We start from the raw sequence: 25,213 nt of genomic DNA on the forward strand, positions 1-25,213 counted from the left end.
ACTAAAAGCCTTAATAAGCAAATTAACAAAAACTCCTGAAGAACAAACCCCAGGAGTTAATTCATTATGAAATTACTTCAAAACAGCCACGGCTGACCATTTCATTTAACATATATTCTAAATTTTGACGCAATTCTGCGTGTTCTTCTTTTTCATAGATGTTAATTTGTTTTAAACCGTTTGGGGTTGTAACGCCCATTTTTAACGTTTGTAAGTCTTTAGCGACAGTTATTTTAAAACGTGGACCTGTTTTACTAACCGTCATGTCTAAAGCACGGTCAAATTGTAAATTACCTTGTTTAGTTTCTGAAAAACCTAAGTCCTTAAATGTATAACGTTTAGCTTGGGGGCTCATTTTGTATTGAACAGGTGAGCCTAACACTGAAGTAGCTTGTTCAAATGCCATTACATTCACTCCTCAACTCTTTTTATACCTCTATTATAGACAAGTTCGCAAACGAACTCTAGCTTTTTTGCCATAAAAAGATTATTTAATTAGACGTGTCACCGTTTCAGCCAATGTTTGGGCAAAATTGACCACGTCTTCTTCGGTTAAACCATAGCCAAAACTGATACGGATAGACGCTGGAACAATGGGTGAATCCTCTCCGTACATCGCTACTAACACATGCGACGGTGCCATATTGCCGGCCGTACAAGCTGAGCCTGCAGACACAGCGAAACCTCTCAAATCAAGATGCATTAATAACATCTCACTTTGTACACCAGGTAAATAAATATTCAAGACATGCGCGGATTGTTCTGGTGCTTGACCATTCACTTCAAAATGAACACCACAATCTGTTAAGGTATTGATAATTAAGCGACGATAGGTTTGATACTTTGTTTGATTTTCAGCTTTCACTTCAGGTGTCAATAAACTACTTGCTTTGGCAAAGCCCATAATATTGGCTAAATTTTCGGTCCCTGGACGTTTTTTATTTTCTTGATCGCCACCTTGAATTAAAGGTGTGATTTTAGTCCCTTCTTTAATATACAAGAAGCCTGTACCTTTAGGACCGTTGATTTTATGAGCAGCAGTAGATAATAAATCAACTTGCCAGGCGTTAACATCAATTTCTTCTAGACCAAACGATTGAACCGCATCGGTATGGAATAGCGCTTGATGGTCTTTTAGCAACTCCCCAATCGCTGGAATTGGAAAAATCGTGCCGACTTCATTATTGGTACGCATAATTGAGACTAAAATGGTATCCTCACGTAACGCTTCTTTAACTTGTTCAACCGTCAATTCCCCTGTTGAGGCAACGGGTAAATACGTCACATCAAAGCCTTGGGTTTCTAAATATTTAAAAGATTTCAATACCGCCGAATGTTCGACTTGAGTTGTAATTAAGTGTTTACCCAAATGTTGGTAATTTTCAGCGGTTTTAATAATCGCCATTGTATCTCCTTCACTACCACCACTTGTAAAAATTAATTCACTTGGCTTAGCGTCAATACTTTTAGCTAGCTCATCACGTGCATTTTCAAGCATTCCTTGTGCAGGACGACCAAATTGGTGCAAGCTTGACGGGTTGCCAAATGTTTCAGTTAATGTTTTTGTCATGACTGCCACGACTTCTGGATGTAGCGGAGTTGTCGCCGCGTGATCTAAATAAACAGGATTCATTATTCTTCACTCTCTTTGTTTGCATAATTTCCTTTATTATACACTAAAATCGACGACTTCCTAAAAGATACGCGTAAAAAATAAAAAGTCATTGCTTAGCTGTCTGTATAGCTAGGCAATGACTTTTACTATTAGTAGTTTGTCACTAAATAATCTAAAAGAGCTCCGGTCTTGCTAACGGCTGTGCCGTTTTCGCGTGAGTCTTCACTCATCACTAAGCCCATAAATTGTTTTTGTTCTTGGTCCATAAATAACAAGAAACTATTTTCTTTACCAGTTGTATCTTGTTTGTCTTTAATTTCAGCGGTCCCTGTTTTGGCCGCAATTACTCGTCCTGATTGATACAAATCGTGCGCGTAACCATCTTGATTGGCGACGACACCAACTAAATCATTTAGCACAATATTGGCTGATTCTTTGGACACTACTTGTTTTTTATCCGCTGGTTTTTCTTGGCCTTTCACAAGTTGTGGATACACTAGATTCCCATCATTCATCAAGGTGCTATACATTGAAAGCTGTGTGACCGGTGCAATCATCAACTCACCTTGCCCATAACCTGTGTCAGCTAATAAAATATTAGAATCAAAACTAGCTTCGTTTGATATGCTAGCTTTTGGTACAGTAATCGGCAATTCAAGCGACTCGTTAAAATCGAATTTTTCTAATCCTTGGCGGAAAGTTTTCTCTCCCATCTCCAGCATCTTCTGAGCAAAGAAAATATTATCAGAATTGACTAAGGCTGTTTCTAAATTAACGGGGCTAGCTTCTTTAACACGCGTCACATAATAATTGCCCCAACTATCATCTTGTTGCCATTTTAGACCATTAATGTCTAATGAATCGCTTGGTTTTAAAGTACCAGCATCAAGTGCTATCATCGCGGTTAATGTTTTAAACGTTGAACCAGGAGCATAGTTCGTAGCATAACGTTCAATGAAAGGTAAGTTTTCATCTTCTTGATAAGTTTGATAATCTTTTGTTGAGATACCGACTGTCATTTGATTCGGATTATATGATGGTGAACTTGCTAAAACTAACAATTCGCCCGTTGAAGGATCACTTGCAACAGCTGATCCAGGTTGGTTGTCTAATGAATCAAACGCGATTTTTTGTGCCTTCGAGTCAATCGTTAACGTCACATCTTGTCCATCTTCTTTATCATTAGCGAGAATTACTCGTTTGACTTTTCCGTCTTCATCTTCAATTTGAACTGTACCACCATTTTTACCTCGTAATTGGTCATCAAGACTTGCTTCCAATCCAGCTTTTCCAATCGTCATATCAGCGGTCAGTTCAGGATTTTTTTCAATGTCTTCCGCTGTTGCTTGACCGGTGTAACCTAATAATTGAGCACTTGCTTCGCCTAATGGATAGTAACGCGTCTCTTTAGAACTAATCATCACACCTGTTGGTAAATCAGCTAAGTCCTCATCACTCAAGTCGTTAACCAATGTTTTCAGTGGCACAAAGACTTCACCTGTTGCCCAGTCTGGCGCTAGAAAACTTTCAATAGTTTCAACATCAAGGTCGAATTTCTTGGCAATGGCTTTAATGTTTTTATCACGCTCTTCACCTTCGCCTAGTTTAGCTGGAATCACTCCGACTTGTTGGTAGGCGCGTTTAGTTGCTAGTTCTACGCCATTACGATCTAAAATTTTACCACGTTCAGCAGTTTCTTCGTTAATCATGACTTTATCGTTACCAGTCATCTCCGCAAAAATCAAAGCGGGTGACCATTCAAATTGCCAGCCGTTATCCGTTTTTGTGAGGGTAGTTTGATACGCTTCGTCTTTGATTTCACCCATTGAAGTTGTCATTGATAATTTATAAGCCACTTGATAGTGATTTTTATCTTGCTTTTCTTGTTTGAAGTCAGTAATTTTAACACTGCTAACGTTTAAAGCATTAAAAATAGTGGCGTATTTAGTTGCCGCTGATTCTTTAGTGAAACCTGCCTCTTCAATACTATCTTCATCGAATAACGAGATAAGTTGCTCGTAATCTTGTTTTTTAATTGCTTTTTTTAATTGGGCAGTTGATAAATTGACTTGTTTTTTTATGTGATGTTGGTAGGCGTAGGCAGCAGCAGCTAGTGCTACGACTACTGCACCGATAAGGATACCTTTTAGTTTATTATTAGCTTTCATATTCCCTCCTATAATTGCTAATAATTTTAACATATTTATCTTAAGAAATACTTAAATAAACTAAAAAAGTACAGATTAAGCAAAAACATTTGCCAAATCTGTACTTTGATTAATACCTCTCTAATTATTTTAAAACTAATTCTAAAGGTGAATCAATTTTTGCTTTTACCTCTTTACCGGCAAAGTAGTCATAAGCAGCTTGTAACGCTAATTTACCCATTTCAGTTGGTTGTTGTGCGATAGTACCTGATAATTCTCCAGCTTTAACTGATTTTAAAGCATCATCATTACCATCAAATCCAATAACAATCACATCTGTTTTCCCAACAGCTTTTAATGCTTCTAACGCGCCTAAAGCCATTTCGTCATTTTGAGCAAAAACTGCTTTAATATCAGCATTAGATTGCAACATATTTTCCATTACGTTTAAGCCTTTTGCACGGTCAAAATCAGCGGCTTGAGAATCCACTACTTCTAGTTTTTCTTTTGCAATATTGTCAAATCCTTCTCCACGTTCACGAGTTGCTGAAGCACCAGGAATACCTTCTAATTGGACCACTTTAGCTTTTTCGCCTAATTGTTCTACAATATAGTTAGCAGCCATTTCACCACCAATGACATTATCTGATGCAACTAAGGTTAACACTTCTCCGCCATCAGAACTTCTATCTAAAGCAATGACAGGAATATTTGCTTGGTTGGCTGCTTCAACAGCTGGTTGAATAGCTGAAGAATCTACGGGGTTAATTAATAACACATCCACGTCTTGTTGAATTAAATCATCTACGTCATTACTTTGTTTAGAAGAATCATTTTGAGCATCGGAGACAATTGTTTTGGTATTGTTTTCGTCCGCTAACTCATTGATACCATCTTTAACTGATACAAAAAATGGATTATTTAAAGTTGAAATGCTAACACCTACGACTAATTCATCAGGTTTCTTTTCATTAACACTATCTGAAGACTGACTGCCATTATCTAAAGTTGCTGCACCACACCCCGCCAAAGTTAAAGAACCTACTGCTAACATACTTAATAAAAATTTTTTCATTTTTTTCGCTCTCCATTCAAATAGTTTTTATTTTTTCTTTCTATCCAATAACACTGCAACAATAATAACTAAGCCTTTAACGATTTGTTGATAGAAACTTGAAACCCCTAATAAATTTAAACCGTTATTAATTGTTCCAATTATTAAAGCCCCAATTAATGTTCCGACTAAACGGCCTTTACCACCTGATAAACTAGTACCACCCAAAACAACTGCTGCGATTGCGTCCATCTCGAATGCCTGACCAGCCGTTGGTTGCGCTGAGTTTAAACGTGACGTTAGCACAATACCTGAAATTGACGCCATTAAACCTGAAATCGTGTAAATCAATGTTTGGACTTTATCGCTTTTTACCCCTGCAATTTGAGCTGCTTTAATATTTCCCCCAACGGCAAATGTTTTTTTACCAAATGCTGTTTTGTGCAACAAAATATATAAAAGAATAAACGCTACTAACATCACCACAATAGGGAAAGGAATACCGAATAAATAGCCTCTACCGACAAATTGGAATAAGAAACTATCGCCAATACCTGTAATTGGATTGCCATCTGTATAAACCAACGTCGCACCACGATAAATAGTCATAGTTGCTAAAGTTGCAATAAATGGTGCCATGTTACCTTTAGTAATCAATAAACCATTAATCATTCCTAGAATAGCTCCAGCGATCATTCCGATTAACATCGCCAGTGCCGGATTAATACCATTGGCAATTAACCCTGCTGTTAAGGCCCCTGTTAAAGCTAAAGTTGAACCTACCGATAAATCAATCCCACCTGTTATAATAACAAAACTCATTCCGAAAGCAATTAACGCATTGATTGAAACTTGTCTTAGTAAATTTAATAAATTATTAGGTGTTAAAAAATTAGGATTTAAAATTGAGACGACGACCACTAAAATCGCGAGTGCTAATAACGGACCAAGTGATCCAATTGATAGTTTTTTTGTTTTACTTGTCATTTTATTTTCCTCCCGTAGCATAATGCATAATTCGTTCTTGAGTTGCTTCATCTTTCATTAATTCACCATTAATTTTACCTTCATGGACCACCAGGATTCGGTCACTAACACCTAAAACTTCCGGCAGATCACTTGACACCATAATGATAGCTACCCCTCGTTCTGCTAATTCATTCATTAATAAATAAATCTCCCGTTTCGCACCGACATCTACTCCACGTGTTGGTTCATCTAAAATTAAAACCTGTGGGCCAATTCCTATCCATTTTGCCATGACAACCTTTTGTTGGTTACCACCTGATAATGATGAAGCAGGCACGTCACTATTTTCCATTTTCACTGTCAAACGTTTCAACAGTAGTTCAACAAATTCATCCATCGTTTTATTATCTAGCACACCTTTTTTATTAAACTGCTCAACAGACGGTAACACCACATTGTCTTTCAAAGAAAAATCTAGAACCAATCCTTCTTCTTTACGATTTTCAGTAAGGAAGCCAATACCTTTTTCAATGGCTTGACTAGGTGAATTAACATGAATTTCTTGACCGTTTAAAAATAATCGACCACTATCTTTTTTATCAATGCCAAAAATTGCACGCATGATTTCGGTACGACCCGCTCCCATTAAACCTGAGAAGCCTAAAATTTCACCTTCACGAACGTCAAAACTTATATTTTTTACGCGATCTGATGATAAATCTTCTACTTTAAACTTCACATCTCCGATTGGATTATCTTTTTGTGGATAGAAATCGTTGATATCTCGACCTACCATGTCTTTAACAATTTGATTAACTCCAACCTCACTTATTTGATAGGTACTAACTGAAATACCGTCACGCATAACAGTTATTCGGTCACACAGCTCAAAAATTTCTTCCATTCGGTGAGAAATGTATACCATCGAAACGCCATCAGCTTTCAACTTACGAACAATCTTGAATAAATGACTAATTTCACGTTCTGATAAGGCAGCGGTTGGTTCATCCATAATAATGATCTTGCCGTTAGCTAATAATGCTTTGGCGATTTCCAAAATTTGTTGCTCTCCAACGGATAATTCACCCACTAATTGATTCAAATCAAACGTGACATTCATTTGTTTGAAAATCTCTTGCGCTTGTTCACTCATTTTTTTTGTATCAAGTAGTCCAAAGCCTTTTCTGATTTCTTTATTCAAGAACATATTTTCCAAAACACTCATGTTCGTAAGCGTATTCATTTCTTGATGAATAAACGTGATTCCAAATTCTTCGGCTTCTTTAGGGTTTGAAAAAACTTTCTCTTCCCCATCTATTTTGATGCTCCCACTGTCTTTTTTGTGATATCCGGTTAAGATATTCATCAAAGTTGATTTTCCAGCCCCATTCTCTCCCATTAAGGCGTGAATTTCTCCATCTTTCAAATCAAAATCAACAGCTTCTAAGACTTTGTTAGCACCAAATGCTTTGCTAATGCCTTGCATATTAATTTTCATCGTTACTCCTCCTAAAAAATTACGCCAGATTGTAAAATAATATTTGCATATGGTGTTGCTTCCCCGGTACGAATAATCACTTTTGCCTCTTTTGTTAACTCTTTAAACCTTTCATGATTAACATAGTCAAGAGGTAGATTAGTTGCCTTGATTTTCGCTTCAACTTCAGGATTATTATCACTAATTTCAGTGGCAATAATTGCCTGTTCAACTTGCATTTCATTTATAATTAATTCTAGTACGTCTAAAAACTTAGGAACACCTAGCTTTAGTGACAAATCGATTTGTTTAACACCGTTCGGAACTGGCAAACCGCAATCTCCAATAACGATTTGATCGGTATGGCGCAAATCATCTAATATTTTTGAAATTTCTGAATTCAATAAACCATTTTTTTTCATTATTTATACCTCATCAATCTTAGGAATCCCGTTTTGAGCACCTTTCTTTTGTATTGCCAAACCAGCTGCTCGATTACCTAGTTTAATTGCTTCTTCAATACTTAACCCCTTTAAAATGCCACTCGCAAAATAACCATTAAATGTGTCACCAGCGCCTGTTGTATCGACAACATTGTCAACTGGCTCTTGTTCAACCAGAACAACTTGCTTACCATCATGGTATACAGCACCCTTTGAACCTAATGTTACTACTAATTTATTAGGATGCATGGCTAGCGCCTCTTCTAAACTTTGATTTGTAAATAGCGCTTCAAATTCATGTTCGTTTGGTGTAATGTAACTCACTTTATTTAAAAGCTCAGGATTAATCGCTTTAATCGGTGCTGGATTGTATAGTGTTGGAATCCCTGCTTGATGGGCAAATTCAATCACATATTCAATCACTTCAACCGGTATTTCATTTTGAATAACAAATAAGTCCATTTCTTTTAATAAATCAGAATGATTATCAATGTCAGCAATTTCATTTTTACCATTTGAACCTTCGACAATCACAATACGATTGTCCCCTTGATGAACTTGAATGATGGCAACACCACTGCTCATATCCTTTACTACTTTAACCATTGAGGTATCGATATGATTATGTATTAAATTCGATAATAGATTTTCACCAAAATTATCATCTCCGACCGCACCTACCATATAAGTTTCAATGCCTGACCGGCTAGTTGCGATGGCTTGATTTGCTCCTTTCCCTCCATAGAACGTCGCAAATTCTTTTCCAACTACTGTTTCTCCTTGCTCAGGAATGATATTAGTGGTTACAACAAAATCTGTTGATAAGCTACCAATAACCGCTATTTTCTTCATATATTCAACCTCTCCTAACTTTATATGTAACCGGTTACCTATTTGCCACTATCATAACACTATCTAAAAAAAGGTGCAACACTTAAATGCGAAGTGTTGCACCTTTTTTAAATTTAACAGGAATAAATGTACGGTCTGGATAGCTTTTTTCCGGACTATTAAGCAATGAAATCATCTGTCTAGCAGCTTCTTGACCAATTTTGTAGGCTGATTGTTCTACCGTTGTTAAAGACGGAGTCACTAAATCAGAAAAAACTATTCCGTCATAACCAATTATTTGGAGTTGCTCAGGAATTTTAATACCTAAAGCTTGCGCTCGTTTCATTAAATTAAGCGCCAAATAGTCATTTGCTGCAATAATCGTATCGTATTTCAAAAAATATTTTTCAATTTTGGCAATTGATTTCTCTATATTGTCATTATTATAAGAATTCAGTTCAATCACACTGTAGTCCACTCGTTCGTTCTTAAATTTATTCATTAACCCTTCAAAACGGGCTGCAGAACTTGGGATATTAAGGTTACCTGGTAATATTAAGATTTTTTTGAAAGCCGTTTTTAATACTTGTTCGGCGATAAGTTGGCCACCGCCATAGTCATCTGATAAAACTTTAGGAAAATCGCCATCATACACCCGGTCAATTCCAACAATTTTCATTTTGGCATGTAATTTTTCTGGTAATGACACCGCTGTGATGACGCCACTTACATTATTTTGATTAAAAGTTGTCACATATCGTTCCATTGCTTCAACTGAATCAGCAGTATTGGCTAAAATCATTAATAAACCATTTTTAGTTAGTTCTTCCTCAATGCCCTTAGCTACTAGTGGGAAATACGGATTTGCAATGTCGGGAAAAATAACACCAATCAACTTAGAAGTTTTTTGAAATAGTGATCTGGCTACCTCGTTTGGAACATATTGCAATTCTTCAATAGCTCGTGCAATTTTATGACTAGTTTCTTCACTCACATAGCCGTTTTTATTCATATATCTTGAAACTGATGCAACTGATACGCCCGCATGATGTGCTACTTCTTTAATTGTTGCCATTTTATCCAACTTCCTTTGTCAAATAATTAAATAACCTCTGCTCCCAATGTTCCTTTAAAATGCTCCAACGCCCACGCATGACCAGTCGGATTAAAGCTTGCGACTGCCTCTTGATGAATAACAATTTTATACCCTAAGTTATACGCATCAATCGCGGTATGTAGCACGCAAATATCCGTACAAACACCTACTAAATGCAGCTCTGTAATTTGACGTTCGCGCAAACGAATATCTAAGTCTGTACCACTAAAAGCCGAATAATGGCGTTTATCAATCCAATAGACATTGTCTTTATCTTGATTTTCTTCATAAACAGCTTTCAAGCTACCGTATAAGTCACGGCCAGATGTTCCAATTATATTATGCGGTGGAAACAACTTCATCTCAGGATGATACGTGTCTTGTTCATCATGACCATCAATTGGAAAAACAACAAAATCGCCAGCTTCAATAAAGTCACGCGTTAAATTAGTAATCGCCTCTTCAATCGCCTGACCTGGTTTCCCGGTTGTTAACTTACCGTCATCTGCCACAAAGTCATACGTATAATCAATATTAATTAATGCTTTCATCAAAACTGCCTCCTTTTATTTCCTTTTATTAGTTCATTCGATTATTTTTGATAATGCTTAATAAATTCAATCACCACTAACGCTGATTTTTTCCCTGCTTCAATGATAAATTCATCAAAACTCATGCTAGCTTCTTCATCCGCTACATCACTAATCGCACGAACAACCGCAAACGGGACTTGATATTGGGTCGCCACTTGCGCAATCGCTGCGCCTTCCATTTCAGTTGCTAAAACGTCTGGGAAATCAGCTTTAATCCCCTCAATCTTATCTTGGCTAGCAATAAAACTATCTGAAGTTGTAATTAAACCACGTTTCACACGTAAGCCTTCACTAATTGAGGCAGTTTCTAAATCGGCAATGACTTGCTCATCTGCTTCGTAATAAAGCGGCATCCCCGCCATTTGTCCTTTAGCATAGCCAAACGCCGTCACATCAACGTCATTGTATGCTAACTTAGTTGAAATCACAATATCACCAATTGCAAGACCTTCACCAACACCGCCCGCTGACCCGGTATTTAATAACACATCGACTTGATAACGATGAATTAATAAGGTTGCGGTCATCGCTGACATTACTTTTCCAATACCTGATTGCACGACAACGACTTCATTACCTGCAATCGTTCCTTGGAAAAACTCATTACCTGCTTCCTGCCAGCTTGACATATTTTCCATAGCTTCTTTTAATACAATGACTTCTTCCGCCATTGCGCCAATAATTCCAATTTTCATCTTGTTCCATTCGCTCCTTCACTTATCCAAAAAATATAAAATAAAAAACAATGATTAACAAAATTGAAACAACTATAATGGCCTTCGTTAAAAAGCTACTACGTTGACGTATTTTACTACTTGTTGCAGCGCGGCTTCCGCGTACCGTTTCAACTTGTTTCTTTTCTTTCTTAAAGCGTTTAACAATCGCCTGTTCTTTTTCTTCGTACTCTTTTTGTAAAGCCTCATCGCGTTTGCGATTGGCAGCTTCTTCTTCACGTTTCATTTCACGTAATTTACTACGCGTAATTAATGGTCCCTTGTCACTCAAACCAAATGCCTCCTATTGTGTTCTTAATGCTAAATACTGTAACGCCATAATAGTCTTACTATCATTAATTTCTTTACGTTTCATTAACTCAAATGCTTCAGCTAAACTGACCGTCATTAGTTCAATGCGTTCGTCCTCATCCTGCGCTTTAGGTTGTGCTATCGGATAAAGGCCGGTCGCCAGGTACATCACCATGCGTTCATTTGAAAAACCCGGCGATAAAACAAAATCAAAGATTTCTTCTAACTTTTCACAACCCATGCCGGTTTCTTCTTCTAGTTCACGACGCGCCACGTCAGCCGGATTCGTTTCACCTTTTTCTATTTTACCAGCTGGTATTTCGATCAAGGTACGCTCTAATGGTTTTCTAAATTGTTTAACTAAAATCAATTCCTGCTGTTCCGTCACTGCCACAACCCCGACCGCTCCGTTATGAAAGACTAATTCACGTTGCGCTTTTGTACCATCAGCTAGTGACACTTCATCAAGCGCGACTTCAATCACATGCCCTTTGAAAATGGTCTGACGATCGAGTGTCTTTTCATAAAAATCTTCTTCACGCACCCTACATCCCTCACTTTTCGTTTACTATCTAGAGCTTACTATACCATGAACTCAATGAAAAGGCCTAAAAAAAAATCAATCTTCGGACTGATAGTGTGGTTTTATGAACTATGGTAAAATGAATTCATCAGGCAACAATACCCTTAACGAAAAAGGAGTGATTCGATTGAAAAATAAAACGTTGAGTCTCGTGCTAGGAGGTTTAGTGTTAATACCACTACTAGCCATATTTATTGATAAATTAACCGAAGGAAGAATCTTTGTCGCGATTGTAATTGGAATCTTAATGGTACGCTTAATGATGAAACTTTTTGACATTCTTAAAAGACCAAAGAAAAATAAAGCAACAAAAGTACCCGTTTTAAGTAAAGAAAAAGCTGCTCATTACGAGGAACTTGGCTTAAATGACCAGCAAGTTGATTTTTTCCGTGAAACGATGCAAACAGCAAAAGAACAAATTGAACAGTTAGATAAAAATATGACTAGCGTCACTAAGTTAAAAGCAATTAACTTACGTACTGATGCGGTTAAAATTGCAAAATCATTATTTAAACGTTTGGCTGATGAGCCAAATAAGTTACACTTAGCTGATGGTTTCTTATATCATCACCTACCAAATATTTTGGAATTAACTGAAAAATATATCGAAATTAACAACCACGAAGTCAAAACCAAAACTTCATATGAAGCCTTAGAAAAAAGTGCCACGATGATTGAAAAAGTTGCTGGCTTACTTTTAGAAGATTATGAGCGTTTTGTTAAAGATGACATGGAAGAATTAGATGTTGAAATTAGTTTAGCTGAACAAAACATCTCACGGACCGATGATGAACCAATCGATGATATAATTAAATCAGCAACAGATGAACTGATTAAAGAAGAATTAACTGACACTGAAAAATAAGACTAAAGGAGTCGATGTGTACATGACTGATAAAATGAAACCTGTAGATTCAACCTTAGATGATTTATTAAGCAACCCGTTTGCTGATCCAACTGATGCAGCGATGCAAATGGTGAATAGCCCTGATATGCAACCTGCTGAAACGACTAACCAAGCACCAAAACTAATTGACAAATTAGAACCAGCACGTCAAGAACAAGCCCGTCAATTAGCCGAACAAATTGACATTAACGACTCACAATCGGTGATGGCTTACGGTTCTGCCGCACAAAAAAAATTAGGTGAATTCTCACATTCAATGTTAGCACATGTTCAAAACCAGGACTTAGGACCCGTTGGTGACTCATTAACTGAATTAATGTATCGTCTGAACGAAACCAGCCCTGATGAATTACAAGCGCAAGAACGTAATGTTTTCAAAAAAATGTTTGGTAAAGTGAAACAATCTATTTACGAAGTGACCGCTAAATATCAAAAAATCGGTGCGCAAATTGATAAAATTGCGATTAAATTAGACAAAGAAAAAAATGGCTTATTAAGTGATAACGTGATGCTTGAACAGCTTTACCACAAAAATAAAGACTATTTTGATGCCTTGAATATTTACATTGCCGCCGGAGAGTTGAAAAAAGAAGAATTAGAAACAACATTAATTCCTGAAGCCATGAAAAAAGCTGAAATAACTGGTGATCAAATGGATGTCCAAATCGTTAATGACTTAACACAATTTTTAGATCGCTTGGACAAACGTACCCATGATTTAGCTTTAGCGCGTCAAATTACGATTCAACAAGCCCCACAAATTCGTTTAATCCAAAATACAAACCAAGCCTTGGCTGAAAAAATTCAAGCGTCAATTAACACGGCGATTCCACTTTGGAAAAACCAAGTAGCGATTTCGTTGACTTTACTTCGTCAAAAAGACGCCGTAACATCACAACGTCAAGTATCCGAAACTACGAATGACTTATTGAAGAAAAACTCTGAAATGTTAAAACAATCTACCATTGAAACAGCTCGTGAAAACGAACGTGGTGTAGTCGACATCGAAACGTTACAAAAAACGCAAGATGACTTAATCGAAACGATTCAAGAAACACTACGTATTCAAGCAGAAGGTAAAGAAAAACGCCGCGCTGCAGAGTTAGAATTAGCCGTAATGGAAGAAGAATTGAAGCATAAATTACTCGAAGTAAGCAATAAATAAAAAATGAGGCTGTGACATAAGTCTCTAAAAAAACCCCTGATAAATTTGGCAATAAAGCCAAATTTATCAGGGGTTTTGGTATAATAAAATAAAAAAGAAGCACGGTCCGACCCATGCTTCAAAGAATCCTAGAAAGGACCAAAAAATGTATTCTAATTATAACATGAATCAGTTAAGTTTGGATATTACAACTTCATATATTCCAGAAAAAAATAATACGGCTTGGTTTATTAACGAGCTAGTTGAAACATTAAAAATCAAAGAATCTTATTTATTCGGAAGACCACGTCAATATAATTTATCTGCTATGTTAAAGCTGGTCTTATTTGCGTACACACGCAGTGTTTTTAGTAGTCGTAAAATTGCTCAATTGGCTGAAGAGAGCCTACCGGCTCGTTGGTTAACACAAGAAATGATGCCTTCTTATCGAACGATTGCACGCTTTAGAATATCTGATGAATTAGAAGGTCTTATTAATCAAGGCTTGGAGCAGCTAACCGCTTATTTACGTCAACAAAACATGATTGATGATGCCATTTTTATTGATGGAACTAAAATTTTAGCTGATGCCAATAAATTTAGTTTTGTTTGGAAGAAAAGCACGATTCGTTTCGATGCGATGAATCGAGAAGCAACCGTCTCTTTAATGAATGAATTAAAAGAGGCTTATTCGTCGTCTCATATACCAGATGGTTCTAATCTGTCTTTAGATATGGTTGATGAAGTTCTAACTCGTTTAGAATTCAGATTAGAAGAATTAGAAAAACAAATTGAAACAACACCTAAGCTTTCTCCCAACCCTGCTAAACAAGAACGACGTTCTTTAAAATCAACTAAAAGAAAATTAGCTGCACGTCGAGCTAAAATGCTAGAACATCAAAAGCAATTTAAGACTTTCGGGAAACGAAACAGCTTTTCAAAAACTGATCACGATGCCACTTTCATGAGAGTAAAAGAAGATCACATGAAAAATGGTCAGCTTAAGCCAGCTTATAATCTGCAAATTGCTACGAGCAAGCAATTTATCGTAGGCTATGATGTTTACCAAAATCCAACAGATACTAAAACGTTAATCCCTTTCTTAGAAAAAATGAATTTAGCAGAAAAGGATGCCATGTATATAGTAGCAGATGCAGGTTATGGTTCAGAAAGTAACTATCAATATCTAGAAGACAAATTATCTCAACATACCTCATTAATCCCGTACGGGACAATGTTGAAAGAAAATAGTAAGAAATGGCAGTCAGATGATAAAAAGGTAATGAATTGGTTTTACGAAGAAAAAGAAGACTATTATATTGACCCAAAAGGAGTCCGTTTTAATTTTAATAAGTATCGAAAACGCACAGACACAGACGGTTTTTCACGTGATTTCAAGGAATATGTGGCAGAAAAATATGACGAAAATCGTGAAGAAATTCCTGCTGCGTTAACAGCCAAAGGCCACATAAGAAAAATAATGATTAATCCTTCATGGGAATATTATAAAGCGAAGCAACGAGATTTTCTTTCAACGAAAGAAACTGGAAAAATTTACGCTAAACGTAAGATTGATGTGGAACCAGTTTTCGGACGGATGAAGGCTTCTTTGGGCTTCACTCGTTTCTCTGTGAGAGGACTTGGAAAAGTTCTCAAGGAAACCGGTATTGTTTCCTTGGCGCTAAATATGATGAAATTAGCGTCTTGGGAGACGCAGAAAGACATAGAAAATAGAAAAAATCCGAAACAAACGAAAAATAACACTTTTTGTCCGTTTCGGATTTTTTATTTTAGACTAATAACACTAACTTTTGTCACAGCCTCATTTTTTATTACTCTCTATACTTAAGAATACTCAATCACTAATTCAGGATGATTCTTTTTCTCAATTTTAGCCCAAATTATGCCGATAACTGCTCCGGTAATTGCTGGAACAATCCAACCTAGTCCGATACTGTAAAGTGGTAAATATTTCGCTAAGATACTCGAAATATTTAAAACGTTAATCCCCGCTGTATCAAAACCATCAAAGATACTCACACAAAACGTAAAAAGGATGACTAATTGATAAACTCGCTGATTTCCATTAAACCATTTATTGAATAAAAGTAAGAAGACTAGACTAATAGCTAACGGATAAATAGCATTTAACATGGGTTCAGAAAACTTAATCAAACTCGTTAATCCCATGTTTGCAACTAAAATACTAAATAATGTCATTCCGATAACGTATTTTTGGTAGCTAATCTTAGGATATAAACGATTAAAATATTGTGCACAAGACGAGAGCAAACCTACACAGGTCGTCATACAGGCTACCGAGATCATCAAGCCAAGTAAGACATTCCCATAAACGCCAAAATAATAGTTAGAAACTTTGGCTAATACTTCACCACCGTTATCCATGTACCCAATCTTAGATACACTAGTAGCACTCATATAAGACAAAGCAGAATACATAATGACTAATAAAGTTGCCGCAATGACAATCGCTTTAGTACACGCTGCCATCACATGTTTTTTGTCGGTTGCACCTTTTTCGTTCACAGCATTAATGATAATAATACCAAATGCAAAAGACGCCATCGCATCTAAAGTTAAGTATCCTTCTTTAAAGCCATTTACAAAAGCCTTACTAACAAAATCACCCTGTGGCTCATAAATATCTCCCATAGGAAAAGCAATCGCTACGACTACTAAGATGCCAATTAACGTAATTTTTAGTGGCGTTAAATACTTACCTACAATATCAACTACTTTAGCTGGAAATAGGGCTAACAAACAAGCAATTGCAAAGAATATTAAGGTAAAGATTAGCAATGTCATTGACTCACTTATGCCAAAATCAAACGGCTTGATTCCAATTTCAAATGCTACTGTACCCGCTCTCGGAATGGCGAAAAATGGGCCAATTGATAGATATAAAACAACTGAAAACAGTACACCAAACCATGGCTTAACACGACCAGCTAGCTCTTGAATATTATTTTTACCCGTTGCAACCATTGCTAAAAAGCTAAGCAAAGGTAAACCTACACCTGTCAAGAAAAATCCTATCATTGCAGTAACAATGTTACTACCTGATTCCTGTCCAATAATTGCCGGGAAAATTAAATTACCGGCTCCAAAATACATAGCAAATAACATTAATCCAAGAATAAACACATATGAAGTTGGTACTTTTTTAGACATAATATTCCTCCCTTACTCCTGTTATTAAAACAACCAATTTATGAAAACATGTCATGTAAGAATACACTTAATAACGACACGACTAAATACAACTTTATCATTGATATAATATATGTTTTATAGGAAAGGATTAGCCTAAGAAGATAAGAAAGAATAGTTAACACTTATATACTGACTTCACTTATCTTCAATTAGACTTCCCTTTTCTTCAACCTATTTTAATAGATTGAAGTTGTTTCTTCCGTCATACGTTCAACCGTTTCTTTGACTTGTTTTAAAAATGCACCTGCCATCATGCCATCAAGAACACGATGATCAATGGATAGACATAAGTTAACCATATCACGAATGCCTATCATTTCATTAACCACAACCGGTCGTTTAACGATTGCTTCTACTTGTAATATAGCCGCTTGTGGATGATTGATAATCCCCATCGATTGAATCGAACCAAATGAACCGGTGCTATTTACAGTAAACGTACCACCTTCCATATCTGCAGCTGTTAATTTACCTTTTTTAGCTTTGATTGCTAACTCATTGATTTCACGTGCGATTCCTTTGATCGATTTTTCATCAGCATGCTTAATAACTGGAACGAATAATACATCATTTGCCGCAATAGCGATTGAAATATTAATATCTTTATTCTGAATAATCTTATCGCCTGCCCAACTACTATTTAACATTGGGAAATTCTTAAGCGTTTGAGCGACAGCTTTAACAAAGAAAGCAAAGTAGGTTAAATTATAACCTTCTTCTTTTTTGAATTTATTTTTCAATTCATTACGATAATTCACTAAGTTTGTTGCATCTACTTCTGTCATCATCCATGCATGTGGAATAGTTTGTTTACTTTCCACCATGTGTTTTGCAATAGCTTTACGAACACCACTCACTGGTATTTCAACTACACTACCACCCATGTTGACACTTGGAACACTTTGAGGCACCGTTTCAATTTTAACTGTAGCTGATTCTGCAACTGGTGGTACCACAATATGGTTTTCTTCTGCCACTGCAGCACCCGTTGTCGGAACTTGACCATTTTCAATCAATTTCAATAAATCTTTTCGGGTGATTCTACCTCCAGCGCCACTTCCAGAGACTTGAGCTAAATCAATATTGTGCTCACCCGCTAATTTTAAGACGGCTGGTGAAAAACGGGCGCCAGTTTCGGATTGTTTTACAGGCGCTTTGCTTGGTGAAGTAACTTTTTTGGAAACACTTGGAGTTGGAGCTGTTGGTTCACTGTCTACAGTTGAATCTCCTTCAACACTTCCTTCATCTTCTGTTTCAATCGTACAGACTACGGTGCCAATCGGTACGACATCGTCCTCTACTACCAGAATTTCTTTAATCGTTCCTGCAAATGATGAAGGTATTTCTGCTAACACTTTGTCCGTCAACACTTCAGCCAATGCGTCATATTTTTCAACATGTTGACCTGGTTGAACTAACCAAGAGCTAATAGCGCCTTCGGTTACACTCTCACCTAATTTAGGCATTAAAATATTTTCAAGTGCCATATTTCCTCACTCCTTATTTCTATAGTTAATTAAAATTCTGCCAGTTCACGCATTACTACTTCAATTTTATCGGGATCAATTGTAAAATATTTTTCCATTGTAATAGCAAATGGCATCGCTGGCACATCTGGGCCTGCTAAACGAGCAATCGGTGCATCTAAATCAAATAAGCAATTTTCCGAAATAATGGCACTTACTTCACCAATAATACTGCCTTCTAAATTATCTTCAGTAACTAACAAGACTTTTCCTGTCTTTTTAGCTGCCTCAATAATACTTTCTTTATCCAATGGGTATATAGTACGTAAATCTAAGATATGAACATCATAACCATCCGCAGCTAATCTATTTGCTGCTTCTTTAGCAAATTCAACGGCTAATCCATAGGTAATGACAGTTATATCAGTTCCTTCACGAACAACATTCGCTTTACCGATGGGGACAACATAATCAGTTTCAGGAACTTCTCCTTTCAATAAACGATAGGCTTTTTTATGTTCAAAGAACAATACAGGATCATTATCACGAATTGCAGCTTTTAATAAACCTTTTGCATCGTATGGATTAGATGGCACCACAATTTTCAAACCGGGTTGACCAAAGAAAACTTTTTCGACTGATTGTGAATGATACAAGCCACCATGGATACCACCTCCAAATGGTGCACGTATTACCATTGGACATGACCAATCATTATTCGAACGATAACGAATACGAGACGCTTCCGAGATTATTTGGTTAACTGCCGGCATGATAAAATCAGCGAACTGAATTTCAGCAATTGGACGGTAGCCATACATCGCTGCACCGACCCCAACTCCAGCGATTGCAGACTCAGTTAATGGTGAATCAATAACACGATCTTCACCGAATTCATCGTATAACCCTTCCGTTGCTTTGAAGACGCCCCCTTTTTTCCCTACGTCTTCTCCTAAAATAAACACTTTCTCATCTTTTTGCATCTCTTCGCGAAGAGCTAATTTAATTGCATCTATATATGAAATAACTGCCATTTTTATTCCTCCTCACTTTCTTCGTAAACATATTTCAATGAAGATTCTGGTGTTGCATAAGGGGCATTTTCAGCATAATCCGTTGCTTCATTAATCTCTTTGACTAATTCTTTTTCTATTTCAGCAATTTCATCCTCGGTGATAAAGCCTTCTGTTAACATCTCGTTTTTAAAGATTTCGATTGGATCTTTTGCTTTGGCATCTGCTACTTCTTCACGTGAACGATAGACGCGATCATCATCATCAGATGAATGTGGCGTGAAGCGATAAGATAACGTTTCAATCAATGTTGGACCCTCTCCACGTCGAGCTCGATCTGCTGCTTCTTTAAAAGCTAAATAAACCTCCGCAAAATTATGACCATCAACTTGAACACCTGGAATACCATAACCTAAGGCACGGTCTGATAATTTTTTTGCTGCAAATTGTTTTTCTGCAGGTACACTAATCGCGTAATGGTTATTATGAATAACAAAAACAACTGGTAATTTATGGACACTAGCAAAATTTATTCCTTCATGGAAGTCTCCTTGATTTGAAGACCCCTCTCCACAAGACACATATGAAATGCTATCTTCGCCAGCTAATTTTGCTGCTAATCCAATACCAGCAGCATGCGGGAATTGCGTTGTAACAGGAGAACTTTGTGTTACAATACGATTTTTTCTTTGACCAAAATGGGCTGGCATTTGACGACCACCTGAGTTTGGATCTTCGGCCTTAGCAAATACTGATAACATAATGTCTTTTGCAGTCATGCCAAAACTTAAAACCATTGCTAAATCACGATAATAAGGTAAACAATAATCTTTTTCTAAATCAAATGCATAAGCAGCTCCAACTTGAGCAATTTCCTGACCTTGACCTGAAATATGGAAAGGAATTTTTCCTGCACGATTAAGTAACCAAATACGTTCATCTACTTTACGAGTTAGTAAAGCAGTACGAAAAATGGTTTGTAATGATTCTTTAGATAAACCAGTGTCTTTTAATAACATGTTGTTGCCCCCTTTAAATTTTTCTAATAAATTAGCCGTGAATTTGCTTTTTATCTACTGCTAAAGCTGCTTCTGCTAATGCTTCTGACAGAGTAGGATGTGGATGAATTGTTTCTCCAATCTCCCAAGGTGTTGCATCCAAAACTTGTGCTAAAGCTGCTTCACTAATCATGTCCGTCACATGCGGTCCAATCATAGCAACGCCTAATAGATCATCTGATTTTTTATCAGCAATGACTTTGACAAAACCTTCTGACTCTCCATAAACTAATGCCTTACCGATACCTTTGAACGTAAATTTACCTTTTTTAATTGTTGCCCCTCGTTCTTTGGCAGTAGCTTCTGAAACACCCACACATGCAATTTCTGGTGATGTATAGATACATCTTGGAACCAAATCATAATTAAATGGTTCAATGGTTTCTCCACAAATACTCTTAACCGCTAATGTTCCTTCATGCATGGCAACATGCGCTAATTGCATAGTTGGAATACAATCCCCAATCGCATAAATATGACGCTCTTTCGTTTGGAATTGGTTGTTCACTTGAATAAACCCTTTTTCTACTACTATATTGGTATTTTCAATCCCAATATTCTCGATATTTGCTTGTCTTCCTACTGACACTAATAGTTTTTCAGCCGTAAATGATTGAATTTCTCCGTTAACTTTTGCTTGGACAGAGACGCCTTCCGTTGTCTTTTCAAATGAATCTGCCAAGACTTCTGCACTAGTGACAATTTCTACGCCTTTTTTCTTAAAAATGCCAGTCAATTCTTTAGAAATCTCCTGATCTTCCATCGCAATAATGCGATCAGCATACTCTAATACCGTCACCTTAACGCCAAAGTCAGACAACAATGATGCCCATTCCATTCCTATTACACCGCCGCCAATAATAATCATTGATGCGGGTAATTCTGTTAGCTCTAGCGCACCATCCGAAGACAACACCACTTCTTCATCAAATGGCAGTTTCTCTAATGGTCGTGGACGTGAGCCTGTTGAAATAATCAAATTCTTAGGAATTAACATTTCATTCTCGCGACCATCTGAGAAAGTAACTGAAACAGTGCCCGCCATTGGAGAGAAAATTGACGGACCTAAAATAGTGCCCCGACCTTCGTATAAGTCAATTTTCCCCATCTTAAACAATTGTTGAATGCCTTGTTCTAACTGATTAATAATCACTTGTTTTCTTTCTTGTGCTTTAATAAAATTAATGCCTACTGCACCAGCTAATTCCACACCGAATTCAGTTGCTTTTTTCACGGTTTGCAGAACTTCTGCCGAACGTAATAGTGCCTTAGTCGGAATACAACCTCTATGTAAGCATGTTCCTCCCACCTTAGATTGTTCAACAACGGCTACTTTCTTGCCTTGTTTTGCCGCTTGAATAGCTGCGACATACCCACCTGTACCGCCACCTAGAACGACTACATCATATTCTTGTGCCACGTCTTTTCCTCCTCCATCTTGTTAGCGCCTAATATTGCTTAGCATGTTCAATTTTAGCTAAGACTCGTTGGGCTCCTTGATTTAATGCACCCATTTCGTCCTCTCCAGGAACAACAATGATTGGAGCCATCCAAGAAACATATTCAGTGATTGATTGAACAAAACTATCACTGTAACAAAGTCCACCTGTTAAAACAATCGCGTCTATCTTACCTTTCAATACAGCACAATTTGCACCGATTTCTTTACTGATTTGATAAGCCATCGCATCAAACACTAATTTGGCTTTTTGATCACCCTCTGCGATTAATTGCTCCACCACGCGCAAATCATTCGTTCCTAAATAAGAAACGAGACCGCCTTTCCCAACTAACGTCTTATAAATTTTATCTTGAGGCCATTCTTTAGTTAGCTGCATAAAATGATAGACTGGGACACCTCCCGCACGTTCTGGACTGAATGGACCTTCCCCTCCAAGCGCATTATTAACATCAACTACGCGTCCCTTCTCATGAGAAGCAACTGAAACACCACCACCTAAGTGAGCAATCACATAGTTTTGTTTGTCATAATCTGTGCCTTGTTTTTCTGCTGCAATTCGACCAACTGCCTTATGATTTAGGGCGTGAAAAATACTTGAGCGCTCAAGAGCTTCCGTTCCAGAAAATCTTGCGAGAGGTTGCAATTCATCAACCACAACCGGATCCACAATATATGATGGGATTTGATATTTTTGGGCAATCTCATCAGCTATTAACCCACCCAAGTTACAAGCATGTTGACCTGAAACACCTAGTCTTAAGTCTTCTTTTAGCTTTTCAGTCACTTCGTATGTGCCACTTTCTATCGGGCGTAACAATCCACCACGTCCAACTACAGCTGATAATCGGTTTAAATCATAAGATTGTTCTTCAACTACTTTCAAAATAGCTTGTGTTCTAAAATCAAACTGATCGCTAATTTGAGGATATTTCTCAATTTCTTCTATTGGATGGCAAAGATTCGTTTGAAATAATTGTTTTTTCCCTTGATAGACCGCCACTTTAGTTGAAGTTGACCCAGGATTAATTACTAGCGTTTCAAAATTCATAATTCCCACACCTTCTCTATAAACTTGTTTTAATGGCTAGTCTTAGAGACGCCATTTTAGTTGCTAAATCATCACTTCTAGAAGATAGAGCTATGGGTACCGCAGCACCGACTACTACGCCGCTTACGATACTAGGAACAAAATGACTGAAAACTTTATATAGGAAATTTCCACCATCAATTGTAGGAACCACTAAAACATCAGCATCTCCTTTAATTGAGCCAGGATAACCTTTAATCGTTGCTGCTTCATGACTGGTTGCAATATCAAATGATATCGGGCCATCAATAATCGCAGCTTCCGGATTATTTTCAAAATAAGTTGCTACCTCATGAGCATCGGCTGATGAAGGTATATTGGGATTAAAAACTTCAACAGAACTTAACAATGCTACTTTTGGTACTTCAATTCCCATTTTATGAGCCACTTCTATTGCGTTTTGCGTAATCGCAATTTTATCTTCAACGGTCGGTTGAATGTTTAAAGCGGGGTCTGTCAATAATAATAAACGACCTGACTCTTTTAATTGAATCGCTGAAACTTGTGATAAAACAGTTGATTTCCTTAAACCATTTTCTTTCTTTAGTACCGCTCTCAAAATGGTGAAAGTTTGAACAGAGCCTTTCATTAATAAGGTTCCTCGTTTTTCAACAATAGATTTTACCGCTTGATCAACCATAGACTGCTCATCGAGACCTGACATTAAACTAACACCTGTAGCAGGTATTTCTAATGGCACATCACTATATAACAAAAACTCACACAATCCCTGTTCAAGTGCATCCTTGACCACGCTATCAACAAATCCCTGAGTAGCACCTGCAACGGCAACTACTGGTTTGATTTCATTAGGCATATTTGCTGTCCTTTCTCTATATTTTGGAAAAAGAACTACCACCAATCATGACACTTACTTAATTGATGGTAATTCCGTTTTCCATATTTATTCTATCGTTTTGTAATTGAAGATTTTTCAGTTTGAATATAAGTACTTCTTACACGCATCATTTCTTCAATACGTTCTTCAGCTAAATGATCGGCTGCCATTGCTGTCGTGATATTTTCGCGTTTAGCAATCTCAAACACTTTCTTCATTTGGTTGTAAACATCCATAATTTTCTGATTAGCTTTTCCTTCATCGTAACCTGAAAGTTCTTGAGCAACATTGATAACCCCACCAGAGTTAACAATGTAGTCTGGCGCATACACGATGCCTGCTTTTTCAATTAATTTTCCATGTTTTTCAATGTCTAATAATTGATTATTTGCACTACCACATACTGCTTTCACTTTTAATTGAGGAATTGTTTCATCATTTAAAATACCACCTAAAGCACACGGGCAAAAAATATCAGCATCTACTGAATAAATTTCATCCACTCCTACAGCTGTCGCCCCAAAGTTATCAACTGCCAACTTAACAGCCGCTTGATTAATATCCGTTACAATTAATTTAGCTCCTTCTTCATGCAACATCTCACATAATGAGTAGGAAACATTCCCTACACCTTGAATAGAAATAGTTTTTCCTTCAAGTGAATCAGAACCATATACTTCACTAGCTGTTGCTTTCATCGCATATAATACACCTAAAGCCGTTTTCGGACTTGGGTTACCAGAACCACCTTTAGCAGAACTACTACCTGTCACATAATTTGTTTCTTCAAAAATATAGTTCATATCTTCAACTGTAGTGTTCACATCTTCTGCTGTAATATAACGACCATTTAACCCTTCGATATAACGACCTAGAGCACGGAATAACGCTTCACTTTTATCCTTTTTAGGATCGCCAATAATTACTGTTTTCGCACCGCCAATGTTTAACCCTGCAGCTGCATTTTTATACGTCATACCACGTGCAAGACGTAACGCATCAACTAGAGCTTCTTCTTCAGTTGCATATGGCCACATACGACAACCACCTAGTGCAGGACCTAATGTTGTATCATGAATTGCAATGATTGCCTTTAACCCTGAACTCTTATCGTGACAAAATACCACTTGCTCATAATCTCTGTTTACCATTTCTTCAAATAACATTTTAA

At 37.0% G+C, this 25,213-nt stretch carries 24 protein-coding genes; 3 read left to right on the forward strand and 21 right to left on the reverse strand.

Translation table 11 applies throughout. The features are described 5' to 3' along the window. Nucleotides 1-64 precede the first annotated feature (64 nt). From FA707_RS06550 to FA707_RS06610, 13 genes are all read right to left on the reverse strand, one after another. Nucleotides 65-406: a cysteine desulfurase gene (locus FA707_RS06550; protein WP_136953482.1), complete on the reverse strand. Its 342-nt coding sequence runs from the start codon at nucleotides 404-406 to the stop codon at nucleotides 65-67. 81 nt (nucleotides 407-487) lie between these two features. Beyond that, on the reverse strand, nucleotides 488-1,633 hold the full coding sequence (locus FA707_RS06555) for a cysteine desulfurase family protein (protein ID WP_136953483.1): 1,146 nt from the start codon (nucleotides 1,631-1,633) through the stop codon (nucleotides 488-490). Between the two features lie 131 nt (nucleotides 1,634-1,764). Then, nucleotides 1,765-3,783, reverse strand: a complete 2,019-nt coding sequence (pbp4, locus tag FA707_RS06560; RefSeq protein WP_136953484.1) for a penicillin-binding protein PBP4(5) — start codon at nucleotides 3,781-3,783, stop codon at nucleotides 1,765-1,767. A 124-nt stretch (nucleotides 3,784-3,907) separates the two neighbouring features. Continuing rightward, entirely contained in the window at nucleotides 3,908-4,837 is a 930-nt protein-coding gene (gene rbsB / locus FA707_RS06565) for a ribose ABC transporter substrate-binding protein RbsB (RefSeq protein ID WP_136953485.1), read from the reverse strand. Nucleotides 4,838-4,864: 27 nt separating this feature from the next. Continuing rightward, complete coding sequence (locus FA707_RS06570; RefSeq protein WP_136954201.1) at nucleotides 4,865-5,824, reverse strand: ABC transporter permease; 960 nt, start codon at nucleotides 5,822-5,824, stop codon at nucleotides 4,865-4,867. Beyond that, nucleotides 5,805-7,283, reverse strand: coding sequence for a sugar ABC transporter ATP-binding protein (locus FA707_RS06575; RefSeq protein WP_136953486.1), 1,479 nt, complete (start codon nucleotides 7,281-7,283; stop codon nucleotides 5,805-5,807). The genes FA707_RS06570 and FA707_RS06575 overlap by 20 nt, the downstream gene beginning before the upstream one ends. 11 nt (nucleotides 7,284-7,294) lie before the next feature. Further along, entirely contained in the window at nucleotides 7,295-7,684 is a 390-nt protein-coding gene (gene rbsD, locus FA707_RS06580) for a D-ribose pyranase (RefSeq protein ID WP_136953487.1), read from the reverse strand. A gap of 3 nt (nucleotides 7,685-7,687) precedes the next feature. Continuing rightward, nucleotides 7,688-8,557: a ribokinase gene (rbsK, locus tag FA707_RS06585; protein WP_136953488.1), complete on the reverse strand. Its 870-nt coding sequence runs from the start codon at nucleotides 8,555-8,557 to the stop codon at nucleotides 7,688-7,690. 82 nt (nucleotides 8,558-8,639) lie between these two features. After that, a complete protein-coding gene (locus FA707_RS06590) occupies nucleotides 8,640-9,611 on the reverse strand; it encodes a LacI family DNA-binding transcriptional regulator (protein ID WP_136953489.1) in 972 nt (323 codons plus the stop codon). Between the two features lie 26 nt (nucleotides 9,612-9,637). Next, nucleotides 9,638-10,183: a cysteine hydrolase family protein gene (locus FA707_RS06595; protein WP_136953490.1), complete on the reverse strand. Its 546-nt coding sequence runs from the start codon at nucleotides 10,181-10,183 to the stop codon at nucleotides 9,638-9,640. 41 nt (nucleotides 10,184-10,224) lie between these two features. Next, nucleotides 10,225-10,920, reverse strand: coding sequence for a 5'-methylthioadenosine/adenosylhomocysteine nucleosidase (locus FA707_RS06600; RefSeq protein ID WP_136953491.1), 696 nt, complete (start codon nucleotides 10,918-10,920; stop codon nucleotides 10,225-10,227). A gap of 22 nt (nucleotides 10,921-10,942) precedes the next feature. Beyond that, nucleotides 10,943-11,230 (reverse strand): cell wall synthase accessory phosphoprotein MacP, encoded by a 288-nt coding sequence (gene macP, locus FA707_RS06605; RefSeq protein WP_136953492.1) that lies wholly within the window; start codon nucleotides 11,228-11,230, stop codon nucleotides 10,943-10,945. A gap of 12 nt (nucleotides 11,231-11,242) precedes the next feature. After that, complete coding sequence (locus tag FA707_RS06610; protein WP_136953493.1) at nucleotides 11,243-11,794, reverse strand: NUDIX hydrolase; 552 nt, start codon at nucleotides 11,792-11,794, stop codon at nucleotides 11,243-11,245. A 166-nt stretch (nucleotides 11,795-11,960) separates the two neighbouring features. Here FA707_RS06610 and FA707_RS06615 point away from each other — a divergent pair, with 166 nt between their 5' ends. The 3 genes from FA707_RS06615 (at nucleotide 11,961) to FA707_RS06625 (ending at nucleotide 15,733) form a co-directional block, all read left to right on the forward strand. Continuing rightward, a complete protein-coding gene (locus FA707_RS06615) occupies nucleotides 11,961-12,698 on the forward strand; it encodes a 5-bromo-4-chloroindolyl phosphate hydrolysis family protein (protein WP_246032307.1) in 738 nt (245 codons plus the stop codon). Nucleotides 12,699-12,720: 22 nt separating this feature from the next. Then, nucleotides 12,721-13,905: a toxic anion resistance protein gene (locus tag FA707_RS06620; protein ID WP_136953494.1), complete on the forward strand. Its 1,185-nt coding sequence runs from the start codon at nucleotides 12,721-12,723 to the stop codon at nucleotides 13,903-13,905. Between the two features lie 145 nt (nucleotides 13,906-14,050). Beyond that, a complete protein-coding gene (locus FA707_RS06625; protein ID WP_246032308.1) occupies nucleotides 14,051-15,733 on the forward strand; it encodes an IS1182 family transposase in 1,683 nt (560 codons plus the stop codon). On the opposite strand, the gene brnQ is transcribed toward FA707_RS06625, so the two are convergent. The 8 genes from brnQ to FA707_RS06665 form a co-directional block, all read right to left on the reverse strand. Then, nucleotides 15,730-17,076, reverse strand: a complete 1,347-nt coding sequence (gene brnQ / locus FA707_RS06630) for a branched-chain amino acid transport system II carrier protein (RefSeq protein WP_136953495.1) — start codon at nucleotides 17,074-17,076, stop codon at nucleotides 15,730-15,732. The two genes, FA707_RS06625 and brnQ, sit on opposite strands and share 4 nt — an antisense overlap. 218 nt (nucleotides 17,077-17,294) lie before the next feature. Next, nucleotides 17,295-18,605: a dihydrolipoamide acetyltransferase family protein gene (locus FA707_RS06635; protein ID WP_136953496.1), complete on the reverse strand. Its 1,311-nt coding sequence runs from the start codon at nucleotides 18,603-18,605 to the stop codon at nucleotides 17,295-17,297. 29 nt (nucleotides 18,606-18,634) lie between these two features. After that, nucleotides 18,635-19,618, reverse strand: a complete 984-nt coding sequence (locus FA707_RS06640; protein ID WP_136953497.1) for an alpha-ketoacid dehydrogenase subunit beta — start codon at nucleotides 19,616-19,618, stop codon at nucleotides 18,635-18,637. Between the two features lie 2 nt (nucleotides 19,619-19,620). Beyond that, nucleotides 19,621-20,616, reverse strand: a complete 996-nt coding sequence (locus tag FA707_RS06645) for a thiamine pyrophosphate-dependent dehydrogenase E1 component subunit alpha (RefSeq protein ID WP_136953498.1) — start codon at nucleotides 20,614-20,616, stop codon at nucleotides 19,621-19,623. A gap of 31 nt (nucleotides 20,617-20,647) precedes the next feature. Then, on the reverse strand, nucleotides 20,648-22,075 hold the full coding sequence (gene lpdA, locus FA707_RS06650; protein ID WP_136953499.1) for a dihydrolipoyl dehydrogenase: 1,428 nt from the start codon (nucleotides 22,073-22,075) through the stop codon (nucleotides 20,648-20,650). A gap of 28 nt (nucleotides 22,076-22,103) precedes the next feature. Continuing rightward, nucleotides 22,104-23,165, reverse strand: a complete 1,062-nt coding sequence (gene buk, locus FA707_RS06655; RefSeq protein WP_136953500.1) for a butyrate kinase — start codon at nucleotides 23,163-23,165, stop codon at nucleotides 22,104-22,106. Nucleotides 23,166-23,181: 16 nt separating this feature from the next. Beyond that, complete coding sequence (locus FA707_RS06660) at nucleotides 23,182-24,021, reverse strand: phosphate acyltransferase (RefSeq protein ID WP_136953501.1); 840 nt, start codon at nucleotides 24,019-24,021, stop codon at nucleotides 23,182-23,184. Nucleotides 24,022-24,113: 92 nt separating this feature from the next. Further along, nucleotides 24,114-25,208, reverse strand: coding sequence for a Glu/Leu/Phe/Val dehydrogenase dimerization domain-containing protein (locus FA707_RS06665; protein ID WP_136953502.1), 1,095 nt, complete (start codon nucleotides 25,206-25,208; stop codon nucleotides 24,114-24,116). Nucleotides 25,209-25,213: the final 5 nt, after the last annotated feature.

The sequence above is a fragment of the Vagococcus zengguangii genome, from assembly GCF_005145005.1.
GTDB classification, from domain to species: Bacteria; Bacillota; Bacilli; order Lactobacillales; family Vagococcaceae; genus Vagococcus_A; species Vagococcus_A zengguangii.